Here is a 13,464-nt window from a genome sequence, read left to right on the forward strand (position 1 = left end):
GATAACAACAACCTCCATAAAAAAGAGACGCCATATCATGACAACCTTTCAACGCAAGGCCCGCACCGTTCATACCGCTTTTCTCCCTGTCACTGCCCTCGGCACGCTGTTGCTATCGGCCACTCTGATGCCTGGCACGGCCTCGGCAGTGCAGACCATCGACCTGACGATCGGCTCCAGTCATCCGACCACCATCCCTTGGGTGGGCATGATTCCCGACGTGTTCATTCCCAAGGTCAATGAGATTCTGGCGGAGGAAGGTGAGTATGAGGTGAAATGGACGGAAGCCTATGCAGGCCAGCTCTATGGCACTAATGCCACGCTCACCTCGATCCAGGATGGTATCGCCGACATTGGCTGGGTATTCAGCTACATGGAGCCGTCGCGAATGCCGCTTTCCCAGATCAGCGCCTATACCCCGTTCACCACCAGTGACCCTGAACTGATGCTCGATGTGATGAACGAACTGGTGCGCTCGGTGCCGGAACTCCGGGCTGAATGGGAAGAGCACGATGTGGTGTTCCTAGGGGCCACTGCGTCAGATACCTATGATATTTACACCAATTTCCCGGTGGAGAGCCTGGATGATCTCAAAGGCGCACGCATTTCCGCCCCGGGTGTCTTGGGAGTGTGGCTGGAGCCAGTGGGCTCGGCGCCCGTGGATGGCACTCTAGCCAGCTATTACACCGATATTCAGACCGGCGTTTCGCAAGGAGTGGTCGGGCTGGCCACGGGTAATCTCTCGGCTCGCATCTATGAAGTGTCGCCCTATATCACTCAAGTCAATCTCGGAGTGGTGTTCTCGGGGGGGCTGGCGATCAATCAGTTCGCTTGGGATAGCTTGCCGGAACCGGTACAGGATGCACTCATCGAAGCAGGGCAGACGTATACCCGGGCTCATGGCCGTGACATGGCCGAACGCTATGGAAGTTCGATTGAACGGATGGTGGAGCTGGGGGCCGAGCAGAGCACTCCAGTACAGGTGAATGCACTATCCGACGAGCAACGCCAGCAGTGGATCGATAGCATGCCAGACCTCGCTCAGCAGTGGGTTGAGCGCAATGAAGGACGTGGCCTGCCAGCGCGTGAACTCCTCAGCACCTATATGGACGCTATGCGTGAACGGGGCCATGAGCCGGAACTGAGCTGGGACCAGAACTGAGTCTAGCAATGGCCCAGCCAGCATCGACTGGCCGGTCCTGAGGAGTCATAAGCAATGACGTTTTCCTTCAAGACCCTTTTGCTAGGGCGTCGGCTAGGCCATGGGCAACACAATAGCCTGTTCGGTTATCTAGTGGACGGCTTGAGTGCCGTAGGGTCGCTGTTGATCTTTTCCATCATGGCCATGATCGTGGTCGATGTGCTGTCGCGAAACCTGTTCAACCAGCCGATCGCTGGCGTGGCAGAGATGGTGGCAGCCTCGATCGTGATAATCGTCTTTCTGCAACTGCCCAGCACCCTGCGTCATGGACGCATGGCGCAGGCGGACATTTTCATCCAAGGCTTCACCGAGCGCCGCCCACGACTAGGGCACGGCCTGCAGTCGCTGTTCTTCTTCGCCGGAGCATACATGCTCATGGTGGTCTACCAGGGGACTCTGCCGACCTTTCTGCGCGCCTGGGAGCGCCATCAGTTTATGGGCGTGGAGGGGGTTTTCACGTTTCCGGTATGGCCAATCCGTCTGGTAGTGATCGCCTGTGCGCTGATCACCGTGGTGCAGTACCTGCTATATGGCGGTCGATCCTTGGTATGGGCTATCAAGGGCGGCTCGCCCGAGGACGGGGAGGAAACCCCATGACCGGCATCGAAGTGGGAGTGGTGGCGGTTATCCTGATGCTGGCGTTGATCTACTTTGGCATGCATATCAGCATCGCCCTGATGCTGGCCTCGTTCATCGCCATCTCGACGCTGCGCAGTCCCGAACTGGCGACACGTATGGTGGCCGCAGCAGCCAATGACTCACTCAGCAGCTATCTGTATGGCGTGGTTCCGTTGTTCGTACTGATGGGCATGCTGGTGGTGATCTCCGGCGTCGGCCGCGACACCTTCGACGTCTTCCAGTGGCTGACGCGCAAGATCCGTGGCGGGCTTGGTGTGGCCACGGTCGGTGCCAATGCCATATTTGCTTCGATTACCGGCATCAGTGTGGCTTCGGCTGCCGTGTTCACCAAGGTGGCGGTGCCGGAAATGCGCCGACATGGCTATACCCCCAAGTTCGCGGTCGGTGTGGTGGCCGGCAGCTCGGTGCTGGGAATGCTGATTCCCCCGTCGCTGCTGATGATCGTTTATGGCGTATTGGCTGAGCAGTCAGTAGGACGCATGTTCATTGCCGGCATCATTCCCGGCATCCTGCTGGCGGTAATCTTCTGTGTGGTCATTTTGCTGCTGCCGTATCTACATCCACGCTTCATCATGCAGGACAAGTCGACACTGGCTCAGGAGGAGTCCGCCGAGGTGGAGGAGACCCCACTGTCTCTATTCCTCAAGCTAGTCCCGATTCTAGGGCTGATGACACTGGTGTTGGGAGGACTCTATTCAGGGTTCTTTACCCCGACCGAGGCAGGGGGGGTGGGAGCCTTTGGTGCGCTGTTGCTGGCACTGATGAAGCGCCGGCTGAGTCCTGCCAAGCTTTATCAAGTGTTGGGCGAAACCGGCCACGTGGCTGTCTCGATCCTATTCTTGATTCTGGCGGCCTCGCTGTATAGCCGCATGCTGGCGCTGACTGGTTTTCCGATGACCATTGCCCAGTGGGTCACTGCCATGGATCTGACTGCTTATCACTTCCTGGCTCTCTATCTGCTGGTAATTATTCTAATGGGCTGCATCATCGATCCCGTATCGATCATGCTGATCGTGTTGCCGATCGTACTGCCTATTGCCCAGTTTTTCGGGATGGATATGATCTGGTTCGGAGTAATTACCGTGGTCGCGGTGGAAATAGGGCTGATCACTCCACCATTTGGTATTTCAGTTTACACGGTGAAGGCGGCTCTTAACGACAAGACAGTACCGGTCATGGAGATATTCAAGGGGGTGGCGCCGTTCTTCTTTTGTATGTTGGCAGTGCTGCTGATTCTAGTGCTGTTCCCCGTACTTTCTACCTATCTTGCCTATCGATATTGACAAATGGAGAGTGAGTGACATGATGTCCAATATATTGAGTAAGGCGGCGCTGAATCAATTGTTTCACGAGGCGAGAACCTATTCCTGTTGGCGTAATATGCCAGTGGACGATGCTGTCCTGCGCGAGATTTATGAATTGGTGAAGTTGGCGCCGACCAGTGTCAACAGTAGTCCTCTGAGAATTTTGTTTCTACGCACACAGGAGGCCAAGGGGAGGTTGATGCCGGCTTTGAATGAGGGAAATCGATGCAAAGTAGAAGGGTCTCCAGTGACTGCCATTCTGGCTTATGACCGACGCTTTCACGATCATCTTCCGGTCCTCTATCCTCATGTCGACGCCAAGACATGGTTTGTGGGAAATGAACCATATCGCGAGGAGACGGCATTTCGCAATAGCAGCCTTCAGGGAGGGTATTTCATTCTGGCTGCGCGAGCCCTTGGCCTGGATGTCGGGCCCTTGTCGGGCTTCGATAATGATCTAGTGGATAGTCTCTTCTTTTCCGAGACCTACCCCAGTTACCGTAGCAACTTTTTATGCAATATAGGATATGGCGACGAGGAAAGGCTGCGGTCCCGTAATGTTCGGCTGACTTTCGAGCAGGCATGCACTCTACTTTAGCGTAATTTGGCGTCCCGTCTCCACTGCGCGTTATACGGTCTGGTCTATCGTCACTAGTTGCAATACGGCAAAGTATTCGACGAGCCACTGGGCTTCGGGTCCGTTGGTGATATTGCACTGACTACCGGTTTCGACCTGAGTACCCAGGCGTGGATACCGACGCACTTTCCTTCAATCTGGAGTGGCATTTCTAACGAGAAGCGAGTCAGAGGTGGATTGCATTCGCCAAGCGGCCCCGCCTCGGCGGGGCCGCGTCGTTCACAGGGCGTTGCATGATACGCCGGCCTTGTCTCAGGCGCCGATGATGCCGCCATCCTCGCGGGTGATGACCAGGGTCGCCGAGCGTGGCAGGGCGTCGCCGCCATCCGGCCAATGGCTGAGATGGCGGCCCGCGGCGAAACCTTCCTCGCTGGTGGTCGCGCCGGGGTGCTGGACGTTGACGAACATGGTGCGCTGATCGGGGGTGGTGATCACGCCGGTGATTTCCTGGCCGATAGGGCCGGTCAGGAAGCGGCGAATCTCACCGCTGTCCGGGTCGGCAGCCAGCATCTGGTTGTTGCCGAACACTTCGTAGATCCCCCGGTTCATGTCCGACTCGCCGATGTCGCTCTGGATCCACACGCGGCGATCCGGATCGATCCACAGGCCGTCGGGGCTGGCGAAGATGGCTTCCTCACCCAGCGTGTCTCCCGACAGGTCACGGCTGTCGCTCCGGTCCCCGGCCAAGACGAAGAGATCCCACTCGAAACGCTCGGCGGCATGGGCCGTGTCTTCCCGCCAACGAATGATATGGCCGAAGCTGTTGTCGGCGCGCGGATTGGCGGCGTCCTCCTGGCCAGCCTCGCGGCTGGTGTTGTTGGTCAGGGTGAAGTAGACCTGACCGGTCACCGGGTCGACGGCACCCCATTCCGGGCGATCCATCTTCGTCGCGCCCACATGGTCGGCGGCGCTGCGGGTATTGACCAGGATGTCGGCGAGATCCTCGAAACCGTTTTCTGGGGTCAAGCCATTTTCTCCCGGAGCCAGCGCCAGCCATTCACCGCTGCCATCCTCGTGGAACCGGGCAACGTACAGGGTACCGTCGTCGAGCAGCGAGCCGTCTGCCGTCGCGGCATGGTAAGGTCGACGGGAGACGAACTTGTAGATGTACTCGAAGCGCGCGTCGTCACCGGAATAGCAGACCACCGGTTGGCCTTCGACGGCGGGAGCGAAAACCACGCCCTCGTGGGCGAAGCGCCCCAGGTGGGTATGCTTGATCGGTACGGCGTCCGGGTCGAAGGGGTCGATCTCGACCATGTAACCGAAGGCATGAGGCTCGTTGCGGTAGTCGTCATGGGCCGAGGCACCATGGCTGCTGGCGTCGAAACGCACGAATTCGTCGGCGCTGCTGTCGGCGCGGTGCCACTGGTAGCGCCCCTCGCTGCGGGAGGCGATGCCGTAACGGGTCTGGCGGCGGTCGATCTCGGTATCCGCGTTGGCGAAGTAGCCGGCCCAGTTTTCCTCGGCGGCGAGATAGGTGTTCCAGGGCGTGACGCCATGCGCGCAGTTATTGAGCGTGCCGCGTACCATGCTGCCGTCCGGGCTGTATTTCGTCTGGACATGCGCCGTGCCGGCTATCGGACCGGCGAGGTGCATGGGCGTGAGGCCGGTCACGCGACGGTTGAACGCGTCGCGCACGACCTGCCATTGACCGCTGTCGTCCTGACGGATGCGCACGATGCTGACACCATGGGCGTTGAGTTCCTTGAGTACCTGGTCGGCGTCGCGTGAGCCGTCGTCGTTCTGGAGGAACTGATCCCGGTTCAATGCCAGTCCGGCCGCCGCGGCGTGCAGGTAGCGCGGTTCGACGTATTCATGGTTGAGCACCAGCAGGCCATCCGTCGAGCTGCCCTCGATGGGGAAGAAGTGCATGCCGTCGTGGTGGCTGCCGATCTGCTGGGCCTGCTCGGCGCCGCTGTTGTCATAGGCGAATTCAGGGATGTCGCCATTGATCGGCGTGCCCCAGGGAATCAGCGTCTGCACGCGATAGCCCTCGGGTACGACCACGTTGTCGGCGTTGCCGATGGGTACGGCGGTGAACCCCAGGCTGGGGGACGTCGCATTGGTGGATCGGCCGGCGAAGGCCGTGCCCAGGGGAAATGTGGTTGCCATGGCACCGGCGATGGCCGTGGCCAGGGTTCCGCGCAGCACGCCACGGCGGCTCAGACGGGCCTGGAGGATATCGCCGAAATAGGCGTTGCGGGACGGGTTGCTGAGGGGCTCGTCGCCGGCTGCGAGCACCGGGTCGGTAGTGCCGATCTGTTGGGGCCGTTTCATTATCCTGCCTCTCATCAAGACTACGGGAGACCCATGCTCGATGAGAGGTGTTGCAGTGGCATGACGTGACCGTGTCGAAGCGTTGGCATATGGTGGCCCGACAGAAGGGGGTTTATTGATACAGATCAATTTCCTTGTGACATCTCGCCGCAGCGGTTGAACCTGTATGTCATTGGGCAACAATGGGGATTTGGTCGTTTGGTCCCGAGGTGCCCGGGCGAGGGCAAGTGACGGAGATCGTCATCATAGGATAATGGACCCAGAGGAGGGCATCGTGGCATGAGTGTTCAGGAACGGACGTTGCGAGAGGGGCAGGAAAGTCGCGACGCTCCTGCATTTCATACCATGGCTGCCAGTGACGTGCTCGAACACCTCGGCACCACGGCCAGTGGCCTGGACGATGCAGCCGTGGCCGAGCGGCTGCGGCAATATGGCCCCAACGCCCTGCCCCAAGCCCAGCGTCGTGGCCTGATCGCACGCTTCTTCGCCCAGCTCAACAACCTGCTGATCTTCGTGCTGATCGGGGCCGCGGCGATCACCGTGGGGCTCGGCCATCTGATCGATGCGGCGGTCATCATGGTCGTGGTCGTCATCAATGGTGTGGTCGGGGTGGTTCAGGAGGGGCGGGCGGAGAACGCGCTCGATGCCATCCGTGACATGCTGATGCCGCGAGCCAACGTGATGCGCAACGCGCATCGCACCAGTATCGACAGTGCCGACGTGGTGCCGGGCGATATCGTACTGCTCGAGCCGGGCGATCGGGTGCCCGCCGATCTGCGACTGCTCAAGGCCCGTGGCCTGCGTGTCGACGAGGCGTTGCTGACCGGCGAATCGCTGGCCGTGGACAAGACGTCGGAGCCGGTGGAGGACGAGGCCTCGCTCGGCGACCGCCGTTCCATGGCGTTCTCGGGTACGCTGGTGGCCGCCGGCCAAGGCATCGGCGTGGTCGTCGCCACCGGATCCAAGACCGAACTCGGTCGCATCAGTACCATGCTCAGTGGTATCGGCACCCTGACGACGCCGCTGCTGCGCCAGATGGACCGTTTCGCCAAGTACCTGACGGTAGTGATCCTGGTGGTCAGCGCGGCGGTATTCCTGTTCGGCGGCCTGGTGCGCGACTATGGGCTCAGCGAGATGTTCATGGCGGCGATCGGCATCGCGGTCGCCGCCATTCCCGAAGGGCTGCCCGCCGTGCTCACCATCACGTTGGCCATCGGCGTACAGCGCATGGCATCGCGTCATGCGATCGTAAGGCACCTGCCGGCCATCGAGACGCTGGGTGCCGTATCGGTGATCTGTTCCGACAAGACCGGGACGCTGACGCGCAACGAGATGACGGTGCGTCATGTTCAGGTCGGCGGTGACCTGGTCGAGGTCGAAGGCGTCGGCTATGCCCCGCGTGGCGGCTTCTCGCGCGACGGTGTCGACCTCGACATCGGCGAAACGGCTGTACTGGCACGGCTGATCGAAACCGGGCTGCTGTGCAACGATGCCGCCCTGAATCAGCTCGGCGACGACTGGATCGTGGAAGGCGATCCGATGGAGGGCGCGCTGGTGGCGCTGGCCCTGAAGGCCGGCGTCGAGCGCAGCACTCTGAACAAACGCTTGCCGCGTACCGACGAGATCCCCTTCGATGCCGATCATCGTTTCATGGCGACGCTGCATCACAGCCACCAGGGCGACGCCTTCATCTGTGTGAAGGGGGCCCCGGAGCGCGTCATCGCCATGTGCGCCAGCGAAGCGGGAGAGGAGGGCGACGTCGACCTGGCGGCCGACGTATGGCTTGCCCGCGTCGACGACCTGGCGTCGCGCGGCGAGCGGGTGCTGGCGTTGGCTCGCAAGCCCGTCGTCGCCCATCGGCAGGATCTGACGTTCGACGATATGCAGGACGGTTTCGTGCTGCTCGGCCTGGTCAGCCTCATCGATCCGCCGCGTGAGGAGGCCATTGCCGCGGTACGCGACTGCCAGGCCGCCGGCATCCGCGTCAAGATGATCACCGGCGACCACATTGCCACCGCGCGCGCCATCGCCGCGCAGTTGAACCTCACTCATCCCGATGCGGCGATGACCGGTGCCGAGCTGGACCTGCTCGACGACGAGACCCTGCGCGCCAAGGTCAGGGAAGCCGATGTCTTCGCCCGCACCAGCCCCGAGCACAAGCTGCGCCTGGTCGACGCCCTGCAGGCCGAGGGCGACGTCATCGTCATGACCGGCGACGGCGTCAACGATGCACCGGCGCTGAAGCGTGCCGATGTCGGCGTCGCCATGGGGCGCAAGGGGACCGAGGCGGCCAAGGAAGCCTCGCGAATGGTACTCACCGACGACAACTTCTCGTCGATCGCCACGGCGGTGCGCGAAGGACGCACGGTCTACGACAACCTGCGCAAGACCATTGCCTGGACGCTGCCCACCAATGGTGGACAGGCCCTGGCCATCATCGCGGCCATCCTGCTCGGCGTGACCCTGCCGATCACCCCGGTGCAGATTCTCTGGGTCAACATGGTGACAGCGGTGGCGCTGGGGCTGACGCTGGCCTTCGAGCCCAGCGAGCCTGGTGTGATGAAACGTGCCCCCCGGCGCCCCGACGAGCCGTTGCTGACCGGTTTCCTGGCCTGGCGGGTCGGTTTCGTGTCGGTACTGTTCACGATCTCTGCCTTCGGTGTCTTCGCCTGGTCCGGGATGCGTTACGACTCACTCGAGATATCGCGCACCTTCGTCGTCAACATGCTGGTGGTGCTGCAGATATTCTATCTCTTCAGCGTGCGTTACCAGCATATGACCTCGCTCACCTGGCGAGGGGCCCTGGGTACGCCGGCGGTGCTGATCGGCGTCGGCCTGGTCACGGTGGTGCAATTCCTGTTCACCTATGCGCCCTTCATGCACACGCTGTTCGATAGCCGCTCGCTCTCGTTCACCGATGGTTTGGTGATCATGGGAGTCGGGGTGGCATTCTTCCTGGTGCTCGAGCTCGAGAAGTTGCTGCGGCGCTTGATATGGGGCAGTGAGTGGTAACAGGTGGGAAGCGACATGTTGGGTAGAACGACACGGCTCGGCGATGGCTTGTTGATCATCGCCATACTGCTGCCATTGCTGATCGCCTTGCCGCGTCTGGGCTGGCCCGGCGACACGCTGGGCGCCTGGCTGGGCTGGTCGGGACGTGTTGCCGGTATCCTGGGCCTGTCCATGATGCTGGTGACCGCGGCGATCAGCATTCGCATTCCGGGCGTGGATCGCTGGTTCGGCGGCCTGGATCGGCTGTGGCGAATACACCGCCGGTTGGGCTTCGGTGCCTTCATACTCATCATGCTGCACGTCCTGGCGCTGGCCTTCGCGGTGTTGCCCGTTTCGCTACAGGCCGCGGTGGCGACGCTGTTCCCGCCGCTGTCCCACACCGCCCTGTGGCTGGGTTGGCTTGCCTGGCTGGCGATGGTGGTGTTCCTGGCGCCGACCTTCGACTTCTTCGGCCGGCTGCATTATCAGCGCTGGAAGCGCCTGCATCTGCTGTCGGCGGCGGCACTGGTGCTGGCGCTCTTGCACGTCATCCCGTTGGCGGGCGAAACCGGGGCGTGGTGGTTGCTGGGCGCGGCGGGACTGGGCGCCATCGTCTGGCGCAAGCTGGTGTCGCCTTGGGCCGCGCGGCGGCCCTACCGGGTCGAGAGTGTGACGCCGCTGGCGCGTGGCGTGGTGGAGCTCGGGCTGCGGCCCGAGCAACGCGAGATGACGTACGAGGCGGGGCAGTTCGTCTACCTGACGCCGCTGGATGAGACGCTCTCGGCCGGTCGTGGCGAGGAGCACCCCTACACCATTTCGTCGGCACCGGGCGATCCGCTGTTGAGGGCGGGGATCAAGGACCTCGGCGACGCCAGCCATGCGCTGCAGTCGGTGGCGATCGGCAGTCGTGTCATGATCGAGGGCCCCTATGGGGACTTCTTTCGGCGCCGCTTCCCCGAACGCGATGCGCTATGGCTGGGCGGTGGCATCGGCATCACGCCCTTCGTCGGCGGTGCCCGGGACATCGCCGGGCACGATGCGACCGATGGCAGGGTGCAGCTGTTCTATCTGGCCAACGATGGGGAGCGTGCCTATTACCTCGATGAGCTGAAGCAAATCGCCCTGGACAATCAGCGCATTGCCGTCACCGCGCACTTCTTTCGCCGGGAAGGGCCGATGAATGTGGCCTTCCTGCACGCCCATTGTCCGGACTTCGTCGAGCGCGAGGTCTATATCTGCGGCCCGCCAGGCATGGTCGATCATCTACGCCGCCTGCTCGGCGCTCAGGGGGTTCCCGCAGCGCGCATTCACTGCGAGGTCTTCGATTTTTTATGAACCGCATCGCCTACACTGCCTTCATCGCCTTTCTCAGCAGCGTGCTGACCCTGCTTGCCGTGTATACGCTGACTGCCGATGAGGAGTACGCCACGGGACGTGACGGCCTGCGCGAGATCACCTTGGCGGAACTGGCCGAGCACGATCATGCCGAGAGCTGCTGGAAGGCCATCCATGGCCAGGTCTACGACCTCACCGACTACATTCCCGACCATCCGACTTCCGAGGAGGTGATCGTCGAGTGGTGCGGTCGGGAGTCCACCTACGGCTGGGACAACAAGCGTCCCGGCGTGCCCCATAGCCCGAGGGCCGAGTCTCTGCTCGAGGCCTATCGTATCGGCGTGCTGGCCGGGGAAAGCGAAGCGGGTGGTCCGTGACGGCCTCAACCGGGGCGTCTATGAGTGGCCCTGAGGGCATCGTATCGGGGCCGCCATGCTCAGCCGAGGCCGCCGACCAGCCATAGCCACAGTGCGATCAGCGCGAAATGCCCCGGGTACCAGCCAAGCCAAAGTCGGCGTGGCATGACGAATGCCACTTGCGGCACGGCACGGGCGGCGCCCGCGGCCAGCAGCAGGACGACCAGGCAAGTGGCCACGGTGAACGACTTGGCCATGTCGGAGGCGTTCATCTGTCCGGCCACGACCAGCAATGGCACGGCGGCGGCCACCGCGATCAGCCGTTCGGGCAAGCTATCGCCAGCGCGATTCAAATGGTACATGGCGAGCATGAACAGGGGGATCAGCAACAGGCCGTTGTGACTGTATTCCACCCAGTCGCCGAGCAGGTACCAGGCCACCAGTGATGCCACTCCCCCAAGGGCCAGCCAGTGTGGCGCCAGCTCGCCGCGGCGCTGGCGCTCGAACGATTCGCGCAGCCATGCGCCCCAGGCCAGGCCCGCCGCCAGCGTGAAGCAGACGTTGAGGACGAAGGTGTCGGATGCCCTGGGCATCATCATGTAAGGTATCTGTGCGGCAAGGCCGATCACCAGGATGCGCCAGGAATAGCGCAGTGGATTGCGTGTATTGAACAGGCCGTGCCAGGCGACCATGGCGGCGAACAACGGGAAGGCGATGCGGCCGATGGAGGAACCGGCCCAGCCCAGTTCCCAACTGCCGGGCAGCACGTAGCGGGTCAGATGGTCGATGGACATGGTGGCAAGCGCCAGCCACTGGCCCCAACCGGTCCAGGTCGAGGCGGGGCGAGAGATGACGGGCACGGCGGTGCCTGGTGCGCTCATCGTTACCTCCGAATTGTAGCGATGGGGTCGTGGTGAATTGTCAGCGTTCACGTTATCCGGCTTTGGTCGGTAGCGTTCAGGGTATCGTATCTGGACATCAGGTGCGCCATAGGGTCTCCCGACCAGGCTGTGCCTGACCATCCTGACCGGATACTCTGATGCTGGGGTCACCGGGTCAAGGGCGGACTGGTGCCTGCCATGCCGAATGGCAAGGAGCGGGCGGTTACCACTGGGCTTTCAAGGAAGCTGGCATGAGTCGACTGCAGGCAAGAGAGATCAACAGCGCCGAGGATGCCCGGCGCATCGTCGAGGAGCGAGGCCTGAGCCACGTCAAGGTCGGTTTGTTCGATATCGACGGCGTGATGGTCGGCAAGTACATGCGTCGGGACAAGTTCTTCCACGCCCTGAAGGAAGGGTTTGCCTTCTGCGACGTGGTGCTGGGCTGGGACAGCAAGGATGAGCTGTATGACAACGTCAAGTACACCGGCTGGCATACCGGGTACCCCGATGCCGCCCTGACGATCGTGCCGGAGAGCTGCCGCGACGTGCCTTCCGAGCACGACATGCTGCTGTTTCTCGCCGAGTTCTCCGGCCCTGCGGAAGGGGTCTGCCCGCGGGGACTTCTCAGGCGCGTGCTGGGCAAGGCACGTGACATGGGTTTCATCGCGCATGGGGCGCTGGAATATGAGTTCTTCCTGTTCCAGGAGACCCCGGAGACGATCCGCGAGAAGGGCTTTCGCAACCTGAAGCCGCTGACCCCCGACATGATGGGCTACTCGATGCTAAGGAGTTCGGTGCACAGCGAGCTCTATCACGAACTGCTGGAGCTGGCCGAGTCGATGGACTTTCCCATCGAAGGGCTGCATACAGAGACCGGCCCCGGTGTGCTGGAAGCGGCGATTGGTGTCGACGAGGCGTTGGCAGCCGGCGACAAGGCGGCGTTGTTCAAGACGTTCACCAAGGTGTGGGCCCAGCGCCGTGGATTGATGGCGACCTTCATGGCCAAGTGGTCACCGGACTATCCTGGCCAGAGCGGTCATATCCACCTGTCGCTGCAGCATGCGGACAGCGGGGTGTCGGCGTTCTTCGATGCCGACAAGCCTCACCAGATGAGCGATATCCAGCGCCACTTCGTGGCGGGCCAGCAGCAACTGATGCCGGAATTCCTGGCCATGTTCGCGCCCACCGTCAATAGCTATACCCGCCTGATCCCCGGCTTCTGGGCACCCACCGACGCTACCTGGGGGGTGGAGAACCGCACCACGGCGCTGCGTGTCATTCCCGGCAGCGAAAAGTCGCAGCGGGTCGAGTATCGCCTGGGCAGTGCCGATGCCAACCCCTACCTGGCGTTGGCGGCGGCGATCGGTGCCGGGCTGTACGGCATCGAGCGGAAACTCGAGCCTGACGAAGAGATCAAGGGCAATGCCTATGAACTCGATCACCCCGAGCATCAGGCGCTGCCACAAACCCTTTGGGAGGCCGCCCAGCGCCTGAAGGCATCGCTGCCCGCCCGTGCGCTGTTCGGCGACGATTTCGTCGAACACTTCGCCGCCACGCGTGAGTGGGAGGAGCGCCAGTTCCGCCGCCATATCACGGATTGGGAGTTGGATCGCTACTTCGAGATTATTTGAGCACCAAGCGGCGCCGGGGGCAGGCATGAGCGGGGGTCTTCTTCCAGGGAAGGAAGAAGTAGCGTCCAGGGAGGGATTCACAGTGCCCCCGCAGTGGCCTGTCGCCGAGATAGCCGCGAGCGATGAACCTCGCGGCGCCGGGGGCAGGCCTAAGCGGGGGTCTTCTTCCAGGGAAGGAAGAAGTAGCGTCCAGGGAGGGGTTCACAGCGCCC

The 13,464-nt window shown here is 62.2% G+C and carries 10 protein-coding genes; 8 read left to right on the forward strand and 2 right to left on the reverse strand.

All coding sequences use genetic code 11. From position 1 onward, the window contains the following. Positions 1-37: 37 nt before the first annotated feature. From C1H69_RS19835 to C1H69_RS19850, 4 genes are read left to right on the forward strand one after another with little or no spacing between them, the layout of a single operon-like run. A complete protein-coding gene (locus tag C1H69_RS19835; RefSeq protein WP_102655112.1) occupies positions 38-1,162 on the forward strand; it encodes a C4-dicarboxylate TRAP transporter substrate-binding protein in 1,125 nt (374 codons plus the stop codon). 54 nt (positions 1,163-1,216) lie between these two features. Continuing rightward, the gene (locus C1H69_RS19840) at positions 1,217-1,798 is read left to right on the forward strand and encodes a TRAP transporter small permease subunit (RefSeq protein WP_102655113.1); all 582 of its coding nucleotides are present in this window, start codon (positions 1,217-1,219) and stop codon (positions 1,796-1,798) included. Further along, positions 1,795-3,123 (forward strand): TRAP transporter large permease, encoded by a 1,329-nt coding sequence (locus tag C1H69_RS19845; RefSeq protein ID WP_102655114.1) that lies wholly within the window; start codon positions 1,795-1,797, stop codon positions 3,121-3,123. Before C1H69_RS19840 ends, C1H69_RS19845 begins: the two co-directional genes overlap by 4 nt. 19 nt (positions 3,124-3,142) lie before the next feature. Further along, positions 3,143-3,742, forward strand: a complete 600-nt coding sequence (locus tag C1H69_RS19850; RefSeq protein WP_205738562.1) for a malonic semialdehyde reductase — start codon at positions 3,143-3,145, stop codon at positions 3,740-3,742. A gap of 291 nt (positions 3,743-4,033) precedes the next feature. On the opposite strand, the gene C1H69_RS19855 is transcribed toward C1H69_RS19850, so the two are convergent. Next, entirely contained in the window at positions 4,034-6,058 is a 2,025-nt protein-coding gene (locus tag C1H69_RS19855) for a PhoX family protein (RefSeq protein WP_102655115.1), read from the reverse strand. A gap of 279 nt (positions 6,059-6,337) precedes the next feature. Between C1H69_RS19855 and C1H69_RS19860 the strand changes: the two genes are divergently transcribed. Genes C1H69_RS19860 through C1H69_RS19870 form a run of 3 tightly spaced genes read left to right on the forward strand, consistent with a single transcriptional unit; the run spans position 6,338 to position 10,761 of the window. Continuing rightward, positions 6,338-9,070: an HAD-IC family P-type ATPase gene (locus C1H69_RS19860; RefSeq protein ID WP_102655116.1), complete on the forward strand. Its 2,733-nt coding sequence runs from the start codon at positions 6,338-6,340 to the stop codon at positions 9,068-9,070. Between the two features lie 15 nt (positions 9,071-9,085). Next, positions 9,086-10,384: a ferredoxin reductase family protein gene (locus C1H69_RS19865; RefSeq protein ID WP_240610022.1), complete on the forward strand. Its 1,299-nt coding sequence runs from the start codon at positions 9,086-9,088 to the stop codon at positions 10,382-10,384. Further along, positions 10,381-10,761: a cytochrome b5 domain-containing protein gene (locus C1H69_RS19870; RefSeq protein ID WP_102655117.1), complete on the forward strand. Its 381-nt coding sequence runs from the start codon at positions 10,381-10,383 to the stop codon at positions 10,759-10,761. Before C1H69_RS19865 ends, C1H69_RS19870 begins: the two co-directional genes overlap by 4 nt. Before the next feature lie 59 nt (positions 10,762-10,820). Here the strand turns inward: C1H69_RS19870 and C1H69_RS19875 are convergent, their stop codons facing one another. Next, entirely contained in the window at positions 10,821-11,621 is an 801-nt protein-coding gene (locus C1H69_RS19875) for a TraX family protein (protein WP_102655118.1), read from the reverse strand. 251 nt (positions 11,622-11,872) lie between these two features. On the opposite strand from C1H69_RS19875, the gene C1H69_RS19880 reads away from it, so the two are divergent. Continuing rightward, positions 11,873-13,252 carry a glutamine synthetase family protein gene (locus tag C1H69_RS19880; protein ID WP_102655119.1) on the forward strand — a complete coding sequence of 460 codons (1,380 nt, stop codon included), beginning with the start codon at positions 11,873-11,875 and terminating at the stop codon, positions 13,250-13,252. Positions 13,253-13,464 lie beyond the last annotated feature (212 nt).

This window comes from Billgrantia endophytica, from assembly GCF_002879615.1.
In the GTDB taxonomy this organism is placed as follows: domain Bacteria; phylum Pseudomonadota; class Gammaproteobacteria; order Pseudomonadales; family Halomonadaceae; genus Halomonas; species Halomonas endophytica.

Excerpts from the sequence above, each read along its gene's own strand:
- C1H69_RS19870 (WP_102655117.1), top strand. The coding sequence starts at position 10,381 with ATGAACCGCATCGCCTACACTGCCTTCATCGCCTTTCTCAGCAGCGTG.
- C1H69_RS19875 (WP_102655118.1), bottom strand. The coding sequence starts at position 11,621 with ATGAGCGCACCAGGCACCGCCGTGCCCGTCATCTCTCGCCCCGCCTCG.
- C1H69_RS19865 (WP_240610022.1), top strand. The coding sequence starts at position 9,086 with ATGTTGGGTAGAACGACACGGCTCGGCGATGGCTTGTTGATCATCGCC.
- C1H69_RS19835 (WP_102655112.1), top strand. The coding sequence starts at position 38 with ATGACAACCTTTCAACGCAAGGCCCGCACCGTTCATACCGCTTTTCTC.
- C1H69_RS19880 (WP_102655119.1), top strand. The coding sequence starts at position 11,873 with ATGAGTCGACTGCAGGCAAGAGAGATCAACAGCGCCGAGGATGCCCGG.
- C1H69_RS19855 (WP_102655115.1), bottom strand. The coding sequence starts at position 6,058 with ATGAAACGGCCCCAACAGATCGGCACTACCGACCCGGTGCTCGCAGCC.
- C1H69_RS19845 (WP_102655114.1), top strand. The coding sequence starts at position 1,795 with ATGACCGGCATCGAAGTGGGAGTGGTGGCGGTTATCCTGATGCTGGCG.
- C1H69_RS19860 (WP_102655116.1), top strand. The coding sequence starts at position 6,338 with ATGAGTGTTCAGGAACGGACGTTGCGAGAGGGGCAGGAAAGTCGCGAC.
- C1H69_RS19850 (WP_205738562.1), top strand. The coding sequence starts at position 3,143 with ATGATGTCCAATATATTGAGTAAGGCGGCGCTGAATCAATTGTTTCAC.
- C1H69_RS19840 (WP_102655113.1), top strand. The coding sequence starts at position 1,217 with ATGACGTTTTCCTTCAAGACCCTTTTGCTAGGGCGTCGGCTAGGCCAT.